Source organism: Sinorhizobium sp. BG8 (assembly GCF_016864555.1).
In the GTDB taxonomy this organism is placed as follows: Bacteria; Pseudomonadota; Alphaproteobacteria; order Rhizobiales; family Rhizobiaceae; genus BG8.
In genome coordinates this window covers 3,787,274-3,802,983 of record NZ_CP044011.1, presented here as the reverse complement: position 1 = coordinate 3,802,983, position 15,710 = coordinate 3,787,274, and the positions used below count along the sequence as shown (strand labels likewise).

The window sequence follows — 15,710 nt, the reverse complement described above, 5'->3', positions numbered from 1 at the left end:
AGGAAGCTCGCCATGACGACACTCAAATACTTCCCTGCGGACGAACTCACAGCCTTTGCGACGAGGATCTTCACCGGGACAGGAATGACGGATGCAGATGCGGCCGTCATCGCCCGGGACCTCGTGAAAGCGAACCTGCGAGGCATCGATTCACACGGCGTTTCGCGTATTCCAATGTACGTCGAACGACTTCAGCGCGGTCTCGTCAATCCACGGCCGAACGTCGGCGTCGAGAAGGTGGCGGGCGCCGTGTCCATCGTCGATGGCGACAATGGAATGGGGTTCATTGCTTCTCACAAGGCGATGGACGAAGCGGTCTCACTTGCCAGTCAGAACGGCATCGGTCTCGTCGGGGTTCACCGCAGCACACATTTCGGCATGGGCGCGCTCTACGCACTCCAGGCAATAGAAGCCGGTTACATCTCCATGATCTTTACCAATTCGTCGCCTGCCATCCCGATGTGGGGCGGCCGCACCACGTTTCTCGGTGCAAGTCCGATTGCGGCGGGCATTCCCGGCGGCAAACACGCGCCCTACGTCATGGACATGGCGATGACGGTGATCGCCCGAGGCAAGATACGTCTTGCGGCGATGAAGGGAGAAGCCATCCCCGAGGGCCTTGCGCTCGACATTGAGGGCAATCCGACCACCGACGCCGCCAAGGCCTTCGAGGGGGTTTGCCTTCCCTTCGGCGGCGTGAAGGGTTCTGTGCTCGCAACACTGATGGATCTCATGTCCGGCGTTCTCACGGGCGCGAATTTCGGCGGGGACGTCAAGAGCCTCTACTTCGATCACAGCGAGCCGCAGAACGTCGGGCACCTGTTCTTCGCGATAAAGCCCGACCTCTTCATGTCGCTCGAGAACTTCGAAGCGCGCATGGACGAGTACTACGAGCGCATCAAGGCGCTTCCTGCGGCCGCAGGTGTCACCGAGATCATGATGCCGGGAGAGCCGGAACAGCGCCGGGAAGAGGAGCGTCTCAAGACGGGCGTTCCAATCACCGCAAATGTAGTTTCCGACCTGACCAACGAAGGGGAGCGCTTCGGCATCGCGCTTCCGCAGGGCCGATCGGAAGGCGAGGTCTCCTGATGCTGCCCAACCGACTGTCAGCCCACATTGGCTATCTGTTCAAAGAACTGCCGCTGTTCGAAAGGATTGCAGCGGCGGCGGAGGCCGGGTTCACCGCGATCGAGCATCCGCAGCCGTTTGAGATTTCGGCCGCGGACATGCGGGCGGAACTCGAGCGTTTCGGACTTGCGATCTCGCAGATTGCCGGTGCCGTCGGCAATGCCGACAAGGGCGAGAAGGGGCTCGCAGCGCTTCCGGGACGGGAAGCGGACTTCCAGGAAGAATTCAATCGCGCGCTGGATTATGCCGTCGCGGTGGATTGCCCCTTCGTGCACCCGATGGCGGGCGTTCCCTCGACAAGGGACGGTGCCGCCATAGCTGAAACCTACCACCGCAACCTGAGCTATGCGGTGGAGCGCTCGGCGGGCACTCCGGTCAAGGTGTTGATCGAGGCGATCAGCGAAGCGGCGGTGCCGGGCTATGCGATGTCGACGCTCGATCATGCAGCAAAAATTCAGGACCTGTACGGGCCGGGCAATGTCGCGCTTCTCGTCGATACCTATCACGCGCGGGCGAACGGTGTTGCGCTCGAAGGCTGGATTGCCGCGAACCATCACAGGATCGGCCACATCCATATCGCCGACCATCCCGGCAGGCATGAGCCGGGAACCGGGACGATCGCCTTCGAACCGCTGCTCGCGGTCCTGCAGTCCCACGCCTACGAGGGCGCAATCGGCTTCGAATACATCCCATCGAAAACCACGATCGACAGCGCCGCCTTCCTGCCGCGCTGGAAGCAATTCATGGCAACGAATGCCAGGCAGGAACGGCAAGACAGGAGGCCAGCATGATAACGGCGATCAATCCCACGGACGGAAGCGAACTGGCGCGCTACGAACTCCACGACGACGCCTTTGTCGAAGCTGCGCTTTCCGCCGCAGCAGAGGCGCAGAAGACCTGGCGGAAGGTTTCCGTCAATGAACGCGTCCGCCTTCTGCACGCAATGGCGAAGGTTCTTCGCGCCAACAAGGCGCGCTATGCGCAGATGATCACGCTCGAGATGGGAAAACCGATCGTCGAGGCCGAGGGCGAAATCGAGAAGTGCGCCTACAACTGTGACTTCTACGCGGAGCACGCCCCGCAATATCTTGCCGACGAACCGGTGCGATCCAATGCCTCCGAAAGTATCGTGGCTTTCGATCCGCTCGGCGTCGTGCTTGCCATCATGCCCTGGAACTATCCGTTCTGGCAGTTCTTCCGCTTTGCCGCACCCACCTTCGCCGCCGGCAACGGGGCAATCCTGAAGCATGCCAACAACGTGCCGCAATGTGCGCTGGCGATCGAAGAGGTGATGGCGGAGGCGGGGTGCCCGGCAGGGCTTTTCCGCACGCTGCTGATCGAGCCGCAGAAGGTGGCGGGCCTGATCGACGACGACCGCATTGCTGCCGTCACGCTGACCGGCTCGACGGAGGTCGGCGCGATCGTTGCCGCACAGGCAGGAAAGGCGCTGAAGAAGCAGGTGCTCGAGCTCGGCGGTTCGGACCCGTTCATCGTCCTTGCCGATGCGGACCTCGAGGAAGCGGCATCGGTCGCGGTCAAGGCGCGCTACATCAATGTCGGCCAGTCGTGCGTTAACGCCAAGCGCTTCATCGTCGAGGAGAGTATCGCGGATCGCTTCGTCGAACTGTTCTGCGCCGGTGTGGCGAAACTGAAGATCGGCGATCCCATGCAGCGCGATACCAACATTGGTCCGATGGCGCGCGCCAACCTGATGAGCGGTCTTCACGCCCAGGTGGAAAAGACTGTTGCCGCCGGCGCGGTGCTGAAGATGGGCGGCAGGCCGCTCGAGGGCGACGGTTTCTACTATCCACCGACCGTTCTCGACCGTGTGACGCCCGGGATGACTGCATTTTGCGAAGAAACCTTCGGGCCGGTGGCGGCCATCATCCGGGTTAAGAATGCTGAAGAGGCGATCCGCCTCGCCAATCAGACGGAATTCGGTCTCGGGTCGGCGATCTGGAGCAAAGACGTGACGCGTGCCCGTGAACTTGCCCGACAACTTGACGCAGGCGCGGTCTTTATCAACGGTATGGTGGCTTCCGATCCCCGCTATCCCTTCGGTGGAATCAAGCGTTCCGGGTACGGCCGCGAGCTCGGCGTCTACGGCATCCGCGAATTTGTGAACATCAAGACCATCTGGATCGGTCCCGCAAAGTAAGGAATGAAGATCATGACCTCAACTGCCCAGCCGGCGATACTCCGTCCGCGTGAACTCAAGACGAACGACCGCGGCGGTGGCGCGCGCACGACCCCGCTCGTCACCCGCAAGTGCGGCTCGACCAGCATGATCAACGGCATCACTGCATTCGACCCCGGTGCCGCGATCGGCCTGCACAAGCACAATTGCGAAGAGAGCGTTATGGTCATTGAGGGCCAGGCGATCGCCGAGATCGATGGCGTCCGGCATCATCTCGATACCAACGACACGACGTGGATTCCTGCGAACGTGCCGCATCGCTTCATCAATGCCTCGCAGACGGAACCAATGCGCATTTTCTGGATCTACGCCTCGATCGATGCCACGCGCACGATGATCGCGACAGGGGAGGAGCGCGCGATCGATGCCGAACATGGCCACCAGGTCGGGGTGGGCCAATGATCCTCGAAGTCGCAGAGATCACGGTGAAGGCGGGCAGCGAACCGGCGTTCGAGGAGGGTGTCGAAAAGGCTGCTCCCCTGTTCCTCCGCGCCAAGGGATGCCATGGCCTGTCGCTGCACCGGGTCGTCGAGAACCCGACGGTCTATCGCCTCGTGGTGAAATGGGAGACGGTGGACGATCACATGGTCGACTTCCGCAATTCCGACGATTTCCAGGAGTGGCGGGAGCTCGTAGGTCCTTTCTTTGATGGCGCTCCGCGCGTCACCCATTCGCAAGGCGTCGCTTCTTATGGCTGATCATGCGTAGCAAGCCTGCTGCGATCGCACGCTTTGTCCTGACCCTGTCGATTGCCTCTGTTGGCGGCTGGGTGATGTGGCATTTCCATATGCCGCTCGCCTGGCTCCTTGGTGCGATGATTGCAACGGGCCTTGGTGCGCTTGTCCGCCTGCCACTCGCGATGCCTCGCCTTGCCAGGCCGCCGATGACGGCCCTGATCGGAGCGATGCTCGGAACATCCTTCTCGCCCGCAGTGTTCGAACACGTGGGCTTATGGCTTCTGTCTCTTTCCGGGCTCATCGTCTTCATCGTGGCGGCCGGCGCAACGGTCTACTGCTACTTCCGTCTCGTCGCAGGACTGGACCACCCGACCGCGTTTTTCTCAGCGATGCCGGGTGGCCTGGTCGAAATGGTGACCCTGGGTGCCGAGCGGGGTGGCGACGAGAAGACCATTGCACTCATCCATGCGTCGCGAATCTTCCTCGTCGTCCTTTGCCTGCCGTTCCTGATCCAGCTGTTCACGGGAGTTGCCGTCAGCCGGTCCGGGAGCAGCCATGTGCCCTTGTCCACCGTTGATCTGGCTGATCTTTGGTGGTTCGCCGCGGCCATTGCTGTTGGCATTGGAGCAGGCACCCTGCTGCGCTTTCCCGCCCGCTTTCTCATGGGGCCGATGGCGGTGAGCGCCCTTCTACATGTCACCGGCGTTGCGGACTTCGAGATGCCGAGTGCGGCGCTTGCGGCCGCTCAGGTGGTGATTGGAGCTACGGTCGGCTGCCGTTTCGCGATGGCGTCACCCAAGGAGATTCTGAGGGTTGTCGGTCTCTCGACCGGATCCACTCTCGTGCTGCTTTGCATCTCGTTGGGCTTTGCGGGGCTGCTCGCCTATTTCACCGGCGACCGCTTCATTGCACTCGTGCTGGCATATTCGCCAGGCGGTGTTGCGGAGATGAGCATCATGGCTCTGTCGCTCGGCATCGAAGTGCCTTTCGTCGTCCTGCATCATATCGTGCGGGTGCTGGTGGTCGTTGCCGGCTCGGCACTGACGTTTCGCTATCTGAAAGAGCACAGATGAACGTATCGTCGATGGACGCAGGACTTGGCCGCTAGCAGGGCACCTCAAACATCGGACTAGGCCGCGACAAAAGCTGCGGTGGCGCGGCGATGGCGAAAATATCTTCCTATAAAATAGTCCGTCATGGAGAAAATTAGATTTTTCTTCTTCGGTGCGCGCCATTTCGCTTGAGCGCATCAGTGAATAATAGTACACATAATTTATAGATTATTGGCTCGACCGGAAGGAGCAAACAGAATGATGAATTCCGCTTTGACCACGATGGTCGATATCGAACGCGCCCTGCGACTTTCGTGTCGTGACTTGCTCTGCGTTGAGGGTGACCCGCTGGTCACACGCAGTGACCTCAGGTCAAGTTTTCGGCAATCGAGCCAGGGTAGTGCAAGGTTATGAGCAAGCAAGTTATTGAATATGCGGGTGTACCCGTGGGGATAGCGGTGACCGAGGAAGGTCAGCTGCGCTTCATTGCGGTCAAGTTCAACGTCTTCGATCTCGATCAGCGCCAGTTTCCGACGCTTGGCCAGTTGAATGGCGCGGTCCAGTCCCATTTATCGTCGAGCCAGCCACTTGCGGCTTGAAGGACGGAGTGGTCGCAGGGTGTAGTGCCGTTGGCGCGCTTTGTCCTGAATTCGTCCCGGACGGGTCTTACCGATTGCCTTTGCTCAGGTAGAGTTTTCTCCATCAACCGAAATGGAGAAACCGAAATGTCCGAGACAACCGCACTTCTTGTTATCGACGCGCAGGAATCGTTCCGCCACCGCTCCTATTTCAGCGAAGAGGGACTTGGGCTCTACGTCTCCCGCCAGCAGGCCCTCATCGATGGCGCACGGGCAGCTGGCATCCCCGTGATCCAGATCTTTCACATCGACGACAGCGGTATCTTCAGCGAGGCGTCAGGGCTGGTCAGGACGCTCGCGCCACTGCGGATCGAACCGGACGCGATGTTCCGCAAGCGGCGCCACAGTGCGCTCGTCGGCAGCGGTCTGGAAGTATGGCTCACCGAGCACGGTATCCGTCGTGTCATCGTTTCGGGCATTCGCACCGAGCAGTGCTGTGAAACCACGACGCGGCACGCGTCCGATCTGGGTTATGCCGTCGACTATGTCGGGGAGGCGACGCTGACATTCCCGATGGTCGATGCATCCGGACGGGAATGGAGCGCTGCGGAAATCCGTGCCCGCACGGAACTGGTTCTGGCGGGACGATTTGCCCGCATCGCAACCGTCGAGCAGGCGCTTGCGGGCGCACCTGAGGCGGCTGCCGCATGATCATGGACATCCGGCCGAGACAGGTTCCCGTCTTTCTCGTCGTTCCTCCACGTGCCCTGCTGCTGGATATCGCAGGCCCGATGGAAGTTCTGCGTCGGGCGAACATGGAACAGGCGGCCGTTCATTTTCAGGTGACCTATGTCGGACCATCGTCGGATGTCCTGAGTTCCGTCGGCCTCGGGCTGACGGGTGTCGTCCCGCTTCCCGCACGGCTGCCGGACGGCGCGCTGGTCGTCGTCTCCGGCGCCGTCGACCAGCCGCTCGGGACGGTAGCCGATGCGCGGGATACGGATGCGCCGCTCGAAGCAGAGATCGTCGACTGGCTGCAGCGGAGTATCCGCTCGGGGATCCGGATTGCGACAATCTGCTCGGGCGCACTGCTTGCTGCCCGCGCGGGCCTGCTCGAAGGTTATGAGTGCACGACACATCATTCGATGCTTTCAGCGCTTGCCCGGCTAGCGCCGACGGCGAACGTACGTGACAACCGTCTTTACGTGGAGGATCGGGAACGGCTGACCAGTGCCGGTGTGACTGCCGGCATTGATCTCATGCTTGCAATCGTCACGCGGGAGGCAGGTCATGCCACAGCGTTGGCCGTCGCACGCAACCTGGTCCTTTATCTCCGCAGGGCGGGAGCGGATCCTCAGCTCTCGCCCTGGCTTGAAGGGCGGAACCACATTCATCCCGCCATTCATCGGGCGCAGGATGCCGTTGCGGCAGAGCCGGCCCGCAGCTGGTCGCTTGCATCCCTTGCGACGGTTACGTCGACCAGCCCGCGCAACCTTTCACGACTGTTCAACGAGCATGTCGGGATGAGCGTTACCGACTATGTGAACCGCATGCGTGTAGCCTTCGCGCGGGAACTTGTCGTCGGTTCAAGGCTCGACATGGACAGTGTCGCCGAACGCGCCGGCTTTTCCTCGACGCGCCAGTTCCGAAGGGCGTGGAACCGCATTCATGACGCGACGCCCGCTCGCCTGCGCGCCAGCGCTGCCTGAAATGTCGAACGGTACCTATGGGGAGGGGCCGGAGTGGTTTGCATATGCCACGTCAGTCGGTCACTGCCCTGCGAGGAGACAACACGTTCACCTGGCTTCACTGCGGAAGCCGGAAATGATCGTCGATATGTCGACGATGGCGGGTGTCCTTGTGCCAGCCTATCGCCTTGCGATAACTGCCGAAAAATCCCTTTGCGCGGACGTCCTCGACGTGGACGTGATGAACCCGCTCGGCATCCGGTTCGACGTACATCGCATCGACCGGGCAATAGAGTTCGCACATGAAGCAGGTCTGGCAGGACTCCTGCCGCGCGATGCGGGGCGGACCTTCGGGAACGGCTTCGAAGACATTGGTCGGGCAGACCTGAACGCAGAGATTGCAATCGGTACAGGTGTCCGGGTCGATAACTTCGATCATTATTCTGCAGCCTCCCTGTAGACGCCCGGTCGGACCGGTTCCGTTCTTATCGCTATCTGGTCAAGGCCGCTTGCGATCAGGCGGTGATGCTGGGCGTCGTCCTGGTCCGGAAAGTCGTCGCGGCGGTGCATGCCGCGCGTCTCGGTTCGCGCCAGCGCGGCGCGGTACATGAAGCGTGCCGTCGCTAGCATGGCCTGGGCCTCGCGCCATTGCAGCGCTTGGTCGTCGTCGTCGCGCGGCAAAGCCGGAAATGCCGCCCAGAGGCTTTCGAGCCTTTCCAGGGAGGCCGAAAGGCCCGCATGGGTGCGGAAGTAGTTGACCTCCAGCGGAAAGACTTCCGCCTGAACCGCCTCGACGACGGCGCGAGGGTCGAGCGCCTTGCCGTCCGCATGACGTGGTGCGGTCGTCCTTGGTGGTGTGCGAACATCGCTCCGGCTGGCTTTCCGGGAGAAATTTGCCGCTGCAGTGCCGGCGAAGGCACCGGTCGCTATCGCCCACGCGGCATTGTGGCTGCCGCCTCCGGTGAACCCGCCGCAGATTGGCTCGCGCGTGGCGTTATCGCCCGCAGCGAACAGCCCTGGAACGGCTGTGGCGCAATCGAGCCCCGTCAGGCGTAACCATCCGGTGCCGCGGACCGTGCCCTCCAGCCTCAGCTTGACCTCGAAGAATTCGGTGAAGGGATCGATCCCGCGCCGGTCGAAGGGGACGAAGAAGTTCGGCTGGGCGCGGCGCAGAATTTCTCGAAGCTCCGCCGTCTCGGCAAGGTCGAGACGCGCAAAGACCGGCTCGGAGAGCAATGTACGGGCGATGATCGAGCGACCCCGGGCCGAGCCCGCGCCTTCAATGAGAGTGTGATCCTTGCGGTAGAAGCGCGCAAACCGGTAAAGCGCAGTCTTGGTGATCGATGCGAAGGCCGGCGATATTGCGTATGCCGAGGAGAACTCCATGCCGGAGAGTTCGGCACCCGCTTCGGCACCCATGAGGTAGCCGTCTCCGGTGAGAACGTCGCAACCGAGCGCCTTGCTCATGAAAGCGCACCCGCCCGCGGCAAGGACAACAGCGCCGGCATGCACCGTCCAGCGACCGCTCTTCTGTCTCCGCACGCCCGTCGCGCCGACGACTGTTTCACCATCCATCAGCAGTTCCGTTGCCGGGTGATGATCCAGAATGACGACACCGGCATTTTTCACCTTCCGGCGCATCAGTCGCATGTATTCCGGCCCCTGCGCCGAGATGCGCTGCTGCTCGCCGTTTTCATCGCGCGGGAAGGGGTAGCCCCAGTCGGCGAGCCGATTGACGCTTTCAAAGGTCTTATCGAGCACGGGCACCATCCAGGAGCGATCGGAGAGATAGCCACCCATGGCTTCGCGGCTCGCCATGGCCGCCTCCCGTTCATTCGGCCGCGGGGGCACGTACCAGATCTGCGTGCCCGCCGATGCGGTGGCACCCGAGCTTCCGCAATAGCCCTTGTCGACGAGGACGACCTTCACCTTCGCCGCTGCCGCTTCGAGTGCTGCCCAGCAGCCGGCAGGTCCGCCACCGATGACGAGTACATCGCAACGAAGATGAGTTTCGGTGGTGGAAGGGTGTTGTTCCTGTTCTCGCGTCATCCAGTCGCTCCTGTCTTGGCAAAGATGCCGCATTGCGATTTAAAACCATGTAATGCATAGACTTTATGCGTGCCGCTACGGAGCCTCGATCATGTCCCTCGCCAGCCTCGCCATGTACGTCAGTCCGCCGCCGGTCTTGGAGGCAACCCGGGAGTTCTGGACGGCCTTGAGCGCACGTCTGCGCGGCTACGGTATCGAGGGGCCCCGGCTGCCCTTGACGAAGGGGTTCGCTATGACGAGGCGTGGCATCGGCCCGATCTGCTCTTCGGCCAAACCTGCGGCTATCCCTATGTCCGCCAGTTGCGCGGCAAGGTGCAGCTGGTGGCGACGCCGGCCTACGGGCTGCCCGGCTGCGACGGGCCGCTGAAATGCAGCTTCGTCATTGTTCGCGCCGGCTCTCAGGCTGCCTCCCTCACGGATCTCAGGGGAATGCGTGCGGCGATCAACGAGCCCGGGAGCAATTCGGGCTACAACCTGTTTCGCGCGCTCATCGCCCCGCATGCGATCGAGGGGCGCTTCTTTTCGTCCGTACTGGAAACAGGGGGCACCGGGCGAGCATCGATGCGGTTGCAAGCGGCAAGGCCGACGTCGCCGCGATCGATTGCGTCACCTTTGGCAACACGTTGCGCTTCGATCCCGAGCGTGTCGCAGGCGTCCGCGTGCTCATGGAAACAGCCAGCGGACCCGGCCTTCCGTTCATCACGTCGATGACGACTTCGCCGGAACAACTGGCGACCCTGCGCCGCGCGCTTGCCGAGGTGGTCGCAGACCCGGCGCTGGCCACGGTTTGCGACGTGCTCTCGCTTCGCGGCATCCATGTGCTGGGCGACAAGGATTACGAGGCGCTCGCAGCGCTGGATCGGGATGCTGCGCGCCATGGCTACCCCGTGATCGCCTGAGGGATGATCGCCGCCGCCTCGGCGAGGGGGAAATGGCAGGCGACGACGCGTCCTGCCGCGCCAGGCTTGAGTTCCGGAGCTTCGTTTGAGCAAAGCGGCTGGGCGAGGGGACATCGCTTGTGGAAGCGGCATCCCGACGGCGGATTGCTTGGGCTCGGCAGCTCGCCGGAAAGCACGATGCGCTCGCGCCGGCTGCTCCCGTCGAGCGTGAGATTGGCCGATAGCAGCGCCTGCGTGTAGGGATGCGCCGGAGCCCGGAAGAGAGCGGCGGTCAGCCCGCTTTCGACGATCTGTCCGAGATACATGACCGCCACCCGATCGGTCACCCGGCCAACGACATTCAGGTTGTGGGAGATCAACAGGTAGCTGAGGCCCAGACGGTTCCGCAGCGACCGCAACAGGTTGAGCAGTTCGCCCTGAACGGAAATGTCGAGCCCGGCGGTCGGCTCGTCGGCGACGATGATCGAGGGGGCGGCGGCAAGCGCCCGGACAAGTGCCACGCGCCGGGCCTGTCCACCGCTCAGCTGGTGCGGATAGCGCGACAGCAGTTGCTGGCCGAGGCCTAATCCCTCCGCAAGCTCAAGGATCCGGCCCCAGCTTTCCGGGGAGTGGACCCTTCGTATCTTCAGAGGCTCGGCCAGGAGCGCGCTCACGGTCAGGCGAGGGGAGAGCGAGGCCACCGGATCCTGGAACAGGAGCTGGATCCTTCGCTGAAGCTCGCGCCGCCTTGCTGCCGTGCTTTCGACGAGCACCTCGCCGCCGACTGACAAGGTACCCGAAGCAAGCGGCTGGAGCCCGGCGATCGCTCGAGCCACCGACGATTTCCCGCAACCGCTTTCGCCGACGAGACCGAGCGTTTCACCGCCGCGCAGTTCGAGCGAGACCCCGTCAACGGCCGTGAGCCGATTGTACCTGACCACGGCATGCTTCAGAACAAGGACGGGAGTGGTCATCGCGTCGCCTCCTGCCAGCAGGAAAATGCGTGGCGGCTTCCAGCCTGCCGACGCGGAGGCGTGCCGTTGCACCGCTCATGACGGGACGAACAGCGTGGGGCGAAGACGCAACCGGCGGGTCGCCTGGCTGGATCGGGTACCGTGCCGGCGATTGTCGCAAGATCCTGCGAGGGGTCGAAGGCAGCGTAGGGGTCGATTTCGCAAGCAAGAAGCGCACGGGTGTAGGGGTGCCTCGGACGATGCAGCACCTCCTCGACCGGACCGGACTCGACGACGGTACCGGCGTACATCACGACGACGTTGTCGCAGAGTTCGGCGATCAGCCCCATGCTGTGACTGACGACGAGCATCGATGACGCAGTCTTTTGCCTCAGACGCTTCAGGACTTCGACCACCTGGGCCTCGATCGTCGCATCGAGGGCCGTCGTCGGCTCGTCGGCGATGAGGAGCTTTGGCTCGACGAGGAGCGCCATTGCTATCACCACGCGCTGCCGCATGCCGCCGGAGAATTCATGCGGATAACGGTGCATGCGCTTCGGCGCGTCCGGCACGCCCACATCGGCAAGCACAGCCTCGGCGCGGGCCCAGAGGCTTTTCCGGCTTTCGCCCGGGCGCCGGCGCCGCTGGATGTCGACGAGTTGGGTGCCGATGGTGAACATCGGATTGAGCGCCGTCATGGGGTCCTGGAAAATCATCGCGACATCGGTGCCGCGAAGGGTTTCGGCAGTCTTCGTGGCGAAGATGTTCTCGTGGCCGTCGAAGGCGGCGCGGCTGGCCGAGACCTCGGCATTGTTTGCGAGCAACCCCACCAATGCGAAGGCCACAGTCGATTTGCCGCTGCCGCTCTCGCCGACGAGGCCCACTGCCTGCCCGCGGCCGATGGAAAGATCGACTGAATTGAGAATGTGCGCGGGCGGTCCGGATCCCCGGTAGGTCACATTGAGGTTTTCGATGGCGACGAGGGCCTCGCTCACAGGGCATTCCTCAGCTTTGGGTCGAGAGTGTCTCGCAATGCCTCTCCCAGCAGCGAAAAGCCGAGGGTGGCGACAATGAGGGCTGTGCCGGAAAAGGTCGCAAGCCAGATCGACTGGTCGAGATAGGTGTAACCGTCGTTGAGCAAGTTTCCCCAACTTGCGAGCGGCGGACGAACGCCAAGACCGAGGAAGCTGAGGCCCGCTTCGATGGTGATGACGACCGGAATGTCCATGCAGGCGAGCACGAAGATCGGGCCGATGATGTTGGGCGTGATGTGATGCAGTATCACCCGCCAGGGCTCGGCTCCCAGTACTTTCTCGGCCTCGATGAAGGGGCTGTTGCGCAGCGTTATCGTCTGAGCGCGGGCAACGCGGCCGAAGTGCGGAATGAAAACGATGCTGACGAGCAGCACCACGTTGCCCAGTCCCGGCCCGAAGACGGCGACGAGCGCAAGCGCGAGGATGACGCTCGGAAAGGAGGTGACGATATCGAACATGCCGGCGATGAAAAGGTCGATCGCGCGGGGCGAAAGCGCAGCAGCGATGCCGAGCGCCACGCCGGTGGTCAATGAAATGGCGATGACCGCGAGTGAGACGCCGAGCGCGACGCGCGCGCCAAAGATGAGGCGGCTGAAAATGTCGCGCCCGAGATGGTCAGTGCCGAGGAGGTGTTGCAGCGACGGATCCGCCAACCGCTGCGCCGGCGCAATCGCATTGGGGTTGTGGGGTGCGATCAGCGGTGCGGCGATCGCAAGGAGACAGATGAGAATGACCACGGCGAGTGAGAACGTACCGCCCGGCCGCCGCGTCAGATCGGATAGAGCCGTCATCGATCAGGCCTCCTTCCGGGAGGCGAGGCGGGCCCGCTCTCGCGGATCGATCAAGCTCTGCGCCAGGTCGGCGGCGAGATTTGTCAGCACATAGAGGAGCACGATGATGAAGACGCCACCCTGGACCACGGGGTAGTTGCGGGTACGGATCGCGTCGTAGATGAGGGAGCCGAGGCCCGGACGGTTGAAGATCACTTCCGCGAAAACGGCCCCGCCCAGAAGCTCCCCGAAGCCCATGCCGAGTACGGCGACAGTCGGCAAAATTGCGGGCTTCAGGGCGTATTTCATCAGGATCTTGGCTTCACTGACACCGTAAGCGCGCAGCGTGCGGATGTGGCTCTCGCCCAGCACCTCGAGGAGCGAGGAGCGAAGCAGCCGCGCGATATAGCCGATCCAGCCAATGGCAAGGGCCGCGGTCGGGAGCACCAGGTGCCACAGCTGGTCGCCGATGTCGCCGGCATCTCCGGCACCAAGCACGGGGAACCACCGCAGCGTCACTGAAAACACCATCAGCAGGAAAACCGAGACGACGAAGCTCGGCGTCGAGATGAAGCCGACGCTCAGGAAGGCGATCAGGCGGTCTGTCTTCCCTCCGGGCCAGCGTGCCGACAGCAGCGCCAGCGGAACGCCGATGGCGATCGCACAGAGCATGGCGGATATGGCGAGGGCCACAGTGTTCGGCAGGGCCGCGGCGACGAGGGTCAGGACCGGCCGGCCGTTGAAGACGTCCTCGCCGAGGTCGCCGGACACAAGCCGGCCGAAGAAGGCGAGTACCTGTCCCGCCAAGGGCTTGTCGAGCCCGATCCGGGCATTAAGGGCGGCGACGGCCTCCGGCGTTGCCCGCGAGCCGAGGATAACTGTGGCCGGATCGCCGGGGATGAGGCGCGTCAGCGCCATGAGAATCACCACCGAGCCGGCAACGGCGAGAAGTGCCGTTGCCAGCTTGAAAGCAAGGTGGATCTGGAAGGACGCGCTCGTCATCGCGGCGTGTGCCCTCCAAGCATGCTACGGGCAGACACAGGCTCAGGCCGTGGCTTCGGTGAATGCGGTGTAGAGCCAGTTGTTGCCGTTTGGCAGGACACCGGGCTTCAGCCACTTGCGCGAGGCGAAGGCATTGAGGTTGTGCGTGATCCAGACAAAGGCGGCAGACTCGTCGAGCAGCTTCTGAGCCTCGATATAGATCTTCTCCCGTTCGGCCGGATGGACGGTGACGGCGCCTTTCTCGTGAAGGGCATCGAATTCGGTGTTCTTCCAGCGCTGCCAGTTCCATTGACCGACCTGGGCCGAGGTGAACCATTGGGTCTGGAAGCCGGGGTCGAACTTCCCGTTGTACTTGATCAGCGACAGCTCCAGATCCTTGCTGGCGTCGTTTTCGCCGAGCGCCCAGTAGGCCGCGGATTCCAGGGCCTCGATCTCGACTTCGATTCCTACTTCCGCAAGGTTCGCCTGAATGATCTGGGCGATCGCCTCGTATCGCGCATTCGCCTCGATGGTCAGTTTTGTCTTGAAACCGCTCGGATGGCCGGCTTCGGCAAGCAGTGCCTGCGCCTTCTCGAGATCGCGGGCATGCACCGGCGCGTCCTTCCAGTAGCCGAGGAGGCTCGGTGCCAGCAACGCGTTCGCGCGGGGATAGATGCCGGAATAGGCTCCCTGAAGGATCGCGTCGATATCGACCGCATAGCGGACCGCCTGGCGGACGCGGATGTCGTCGAACGGCGCCTTTTCGACATTGGGACCGAACCACACGTAGTCGATCGCGGGAATTTCCGTAACGCTTGCGTCCGGCAGGTCGGCAAGACCTCTTCCGCTTTCGGGATCGATCGCAGTGAAGTCGATCTCGCCGGACTTGAAGGCGATTTCGGCGGTCTTCTGTTCGCCGATCGGCTTTCCAACGATCTGCTGGAAATGCGGCTTGATCGGGCCCTTGTAGTCGGGGTTGATCTCCAGAACGAACTGCTCGCGCGGAGTCCATTCTTTCAGGACATAGGGACCGCTGCCGATCAGCTTGGTGGCGATGTCCTTGCCGAGCGCCTCGAAGGCCTTCCTCGAAACGATGCGTCCGGACCCGTCTGCCAGCGCAATGGTGTAGAGCGCCGGAGCGGGATTCTTGAGGATGATGCGGCCCTCGAGCGGAGCGGTGACCTCGACGCGATCTAGCGCAGACCAGTCCTTTGCATAAGTGACGGGCTTTCCTTCCGCGTCCGGCTCGATGAAGCGCTCAAAGGAGAACTTTACATCCTCCGCTGTCAGCTCTCCGTAGCCGCCGGTGAAGGCGATCCCTTTATGCAGCTTGAAGCGGATTTCCGTGTCGCTGACCTGTTCCAGTTCCTCGGCAGCGTCGAGTTCCCATTCTGTCGAACCGGGCTTGAATGAAATGAGCCCCTGTTGCACCGACCAGATGACGTTGAGGTCGATCGGGCCGGAGCGATTGGCAGGATCGAGGTTGACCAGATCCTTCTCCACTCGCACGACGATTTTCGTGCGATCGGCGTTGGCAAAGGCGGGATGCACGCCGCCGAGCGCGACTGCTGTGGCAAGGGACGCGCCACCGAGCAGTACTTGCCGTCGGGTTGGATTGAACGTCATGAGGTGTCCTCCGGTAATCGGTCCCAACCGCTTGGGTCGCCGTTTCGTTTCGATGTCGGCAATTACAGCCAATAAATTATTAAATACATAGAATTTATA

17 protein-coding genes and 1 pseudogene are annotated in these 15,710 nt (G+C 62.5%); 11 read left to right on the top strand and 7 right to left on the bottom strand.

Annotated features, from left to right (window positions below; translation table 11 throughout):
• The first annotated feature begins 12 nt into the window (after positions 1-12).
• The 9 genes from F3Y30_RS17825 (at position 13) to F3Y30_RS17785 (ending at position 7,341) form a co-directional block, all read left to right on the top strand.
• Positions 13-1,089 (top strand): Ldh family oxidoreductase, encoded by a 1,077-nt coding sequence (locus F3Y30_RS17825; RefSeq protein WP_203424031.1) that lies wholly within the window; start codon positions 13-15, stop codon positions 1,087-1,089.
• A complete protein-coding gene (locus tag F3Y30_RS17820; RefSeq protein ID WP_203424030.1) occupies positions 1,089-1,919 on the top strand; it encodes a TIM barrel protein in 831 nt (276 codons plus the stop codon). Before F3Y30_RS17825 ends, F3Y30_RS17820 begins: the two co-directional genes overlap by 1 nt.
• Positions 1,916-3,286, top strand: coding sequence for an NAD-dependent succinate-semialdehyde dehydrogenase (locus F3Y30_RS17815; protein WP_203424029.1), 1,371 nt, complete (start codon positions 1,916-1,918; stop codon positions 3,284-3,286). Before F3Y30_RS17820 ends, F3Y30_RS17815 begins: the two co-directional genes overlap by 4 nt.
• Before the next feature lie 12 nt (positions 3,287-3,298).
• Complete coding sequence (locus F3Y30_RS17810) at positions 3,299-3,727, top strand: cupin domain-containing protein (protein WP_203424028.1); 429 nt, start codon at positions 3,299-3,301, stop codon at positions 3,725-3,727.
• Positions 3,724-4,023: an antibiotic biosynthesis monooxygenase family protein gene (locus F3Y30_RS17805; RefSeq protein WP_203424027.1), complete on the top strand. Its 300-nt coding sequence runs from the start codon at positions 3,724-3,726 to the stop codon at positions 4,021-4,023. Before F3Y30_RS17810 ends, F3Y30_RS17805 begins: the two co-directional genes overlap by 4 nt.
• A 2-nt stretch (positions 4,024-4,025) precedes the next feature.
• Complete coding sequence (locus F3Y30_RS17800; protein WP_203424026.1) at positions 4,026-5,075, top strand: AbrB family transcriptional regulator; 1,050 nt, start codon at positions 4,026-4,028, stop codon at positions 5,073-5,075.
• Positions 5,076-5,464: 389 nt separating this feature from the next.
• Positions 5,465-5,653, top strand: a complete 189-nt coding sequence (locus F3Y30_RS17795) for a hypothetical protein (RefSeq protein ID WP_203424025.1) — start codon at positions 5,465-5,467, stop codon at positions 5,651-5,653.
• A 126-nt stretch (positions 5,654-5,779) separates the two neighbouring features.
• The gene (locus F3Y30_RS17790) at positions 5,780-6,343 is read left to right on the top strand and encodes an isochorismatase family protein (protein ID WP_203424024.1); all 564 of its coding nucleotides are present in this window, start codon (positions 5,780-5,782) and stop codon (positions 6,341-6,343) included.
• Positions 6,340-7,341 carry a helix-turn-helix domain-containing protein gene (locus F3Y30_RS17785; protein WP_203424023.1) on the top strand — a complete coding sequence of 334 codons (1,002 nt, stop codon included), beginning with the start codon at positions 6,340-6,342 and terminating at the stop codon, positions 7,339-7,341. Before F3Y30_RS17790 ends, F3Y30_RS17785 begins: the two co-directional genes overlap by 4 nt.
• A 97-nt stretch (positions 7,342-7,438) precedes the next feature.
• Here the strand turns inward: F3Y30_RS17785 and F3Y30_RS17780 are convergent, their stop codons facing one another.
• The gene (locus F3Y30_RS17780; RefSeq protein WP_203424022.1) at positions 7,439-7,759 is read right to left on the bottom strand and encodes a ferredoxin family protein; all 321 of its coding nucleotides are present in this window, start codon (positions 7,757-7,759) and stop codon (positions 7,439-7,441) included.
• Entirely contained in the window at positions 7,759-9,369 is a 1,611-nt protein-coding gene (locus tag F3Y30_RS17775) for an FAD-binding protein (protein WP_203424021.1), read from the bottom strand. Before F3Y30_RS17775 ends, F3Y30_RS17780 begins: the two co-directional genes overlap by 1 nt.
• A 69-nt stretch (positions 9,370-9,438) precedes the next feature.
• On the opposite strand from F3Y30_RS17775, the pseudogene F3Y30_RS26745 reads away from it, so the two are divergent.
• Both F3Y30_RS26745 and F3Y30_RS17770 read left to right on the top strand, forming a co-directional pair.
• A pseudogene (locus F3Y30_RS26745) lies at positions 9,439-9,855 on the top strand (hypothetical protein); the annotation flags it as partial.
• Positions 9,738-10,268: a PhnD/SsuA/transferrin family substrate-binding protein gene (locus tag F3Y30_RS17770; RefSeq protein ID WP_348649851.1), complete on the top strand. Its 531-nt coding sequence runs from the start codon at positions 9,738-9,740 to the stop codon at positions 10,266-10,268. The pseudogene F3Y30_RS26745 and the gene F3Y30_RS17770, both read left to right, overlap by 118 nt.
• Here F3Y30_RS17770 and F3Y30_RS17765 read toward each other — a convergent pair.
• The 5 genes from F3Y30_RS17765 to F3Y30_RS17745 are packed head-to-tail and all read right to left on the bottom strand — an operon-like array spanning position 10,250 to position 15,611.
• A complete protein-coding gene (locus F3Y30_RS17765; protein ID WP_203424020.1) occupies positions 10,250-11,221 on the bottom strand; it encodes an oligopeptide/dipeptide ABC transporter ATP-binding protein in 972 nt (323 codons plus the stop codon). The genes F3Y30_RS17770 and F3Y30_RS17765 overlap by 19 nt on opposite strands.
• Positions 11,218-12,195: an ABC transporter ATP-binding protein gene (locus F3Y30_RS17760; protein WP_203424019.1), complete on the bottom strand. Its 978-nt coding sequence runs from the start codon at positions 12,193-12,195 to the stop codon at positions 11,218-11,220. Before F3Y30_RS17760 ends, F3Y30_RS17765 begins: the two co-directional genes overlap by 4 nt.
• Positions 12,192-13,025 carry an ABC transporter permease gene (locus F3Y30_RS17755; RefSeq protein WP_203424018.1) on the bottom strand — a complete coding sequence of 278 codons (834 nt, stop codon included), beginning with the start codon at positions 13,023-13,025 and terminating at the stop codon, positions 12,192-12,194. The genes F3Y30_RS17760 and F3Y30_RS17755 overlap by 4 nt, the downstream gene beginning before the upstream one ends.
• 3 nt (positions 13,026-13,028) lie before the next feature.
• Entirely contained in the window at positions 13,029-14,006 is a 978-nt protein-coding gene (locus tag F3Y30_RS17750) for an ABC transporter permease (RefSeq protein WP_203424017.1), read from the bottom strand.
• Between the two features lie 42 nt (positions 14,007-14,048).
• Positions 14,049-15,611: an ABC transporter substrate-binding protein gene (locus tag F3Y30_RS17745; RefSeq protein WP_203424016.1), complete on the bottom strand. Its 1,563-nt coding sequence runs from the start codon at positions 15,609-15,611 to the stop codon at positions 14,049-14,051.
• Between the last annotated feature and the right edge of the window lie 99 nt (positions 15,612-15,710).

Coding starts and splice junctions, on each gene's coding strand:
- F3Y30_RS17770 (WP_348649851.1), top strand. CDS start 9,738: ATGCAGCTTCGTCATTGTTCGCGCCGGCTCTCAGGCTGCCTCCCTCAC.
- F3Y30_RS17750 (WP_203424017.1), bottom strand. CDS start 14,006: ATGACGAGCGCGTCCTTCCAGATCCACCTTGCTTTCAAGCTGGCAACG.
- F3Y30_RS17785 (WP_203424023.1), top strand. CDS start 6,340: ATGATCATGGACATCCGGCCGAGACAGGTTCCCGTCTTTCTCGTCGTT.
- F3Y30_RS17765 (WP_203424020.1), bottom strand. CDS start 11,221: ATGACCACTCCCGTCCTTGTTCTGAAGCATGCCGTGGTCAGGTACAAT.
- F3Y30_RS17790 (WP_203424024.1), top strand. CDS start 5,780: ATGTCCGAGACAACCGCACTTCTTGTTATCGACGCGCAGGAATCGTTC.
- F3Y30_RS17775 (WP_203424021.1), bottom strand. CDS start 9,369: ATGACGCGAGAACAGGAACAACACCCTTCCACCACCGAAACTCATCTT.
- F3Y30_RS17800 (WP_203424026.1), top strand. CDS start 4,026: ATGCGTAGCAAGCCTGCTGCGATCGCACGCTTTGTCCTGACCCTGTCG.
- F3Y30_RS17825 (WP_203424031.1), top strand. CDS start 13: ATGACGACACTCAAATACTTCCCTGCGGACGAACTCACAGCCTTTGCG.
- F3Y30_RS17755 (WP_203424018.1), bottom strand. CDS start 13,025: ATGACGGCTCTATCCGATCTGACGCGGCGGCCGGGCGGTACGTTCTCA.
- F3Y30_RS17805 (WP_203424027.1), top strand. CDS start 3,724: ATGATCCTCGAAGTCGCAGAGATCACGGTGAAGGCGGGCAGCGAACCG.
- F3Y30_RS17780 (WP_203424022.1), bottom strand. CDS start 7,759: ATGATCGAAGTTATCGACCCGGACACCTGTACCGATTGCAATCTCTGC.
- F3Y30_RS17810 (WP_203424028.1), top strand. CDS start 3,299: ATGACCTCAACTGCCCAGCCGGCGATACTCCGTCCGCGTGAACTCAAG.
- F3Y30_RS17815 (WP_203424029.1), top strand. CDS start 1,916: ATGATAACGGCGATCAATCCCACGGACGGAAGCGAACTGGCGCGCTAC.
- F3Y30_RS17820 (WP_203424030.1), top strand. CDS start 1,089: ATGCTGCCCAACCGACTGTCAGCCCACATTGGCTATCTGTTCAAAGAA.
- F3Y30_RS17745 (WP_203424016.1), bottom strand. CDS start 15,611: ATGACGTTCAATCCAACCCGACGGCAAGTACTGCTCGGTGGCGCGTCC.
- F3Y30_RS17795 (WP_203424025.1), top strand. CDS start 5,465: ATGAGCAAGCAAGTTATTGAATATGCGGGTGTACCCGTGGGGATAGCG.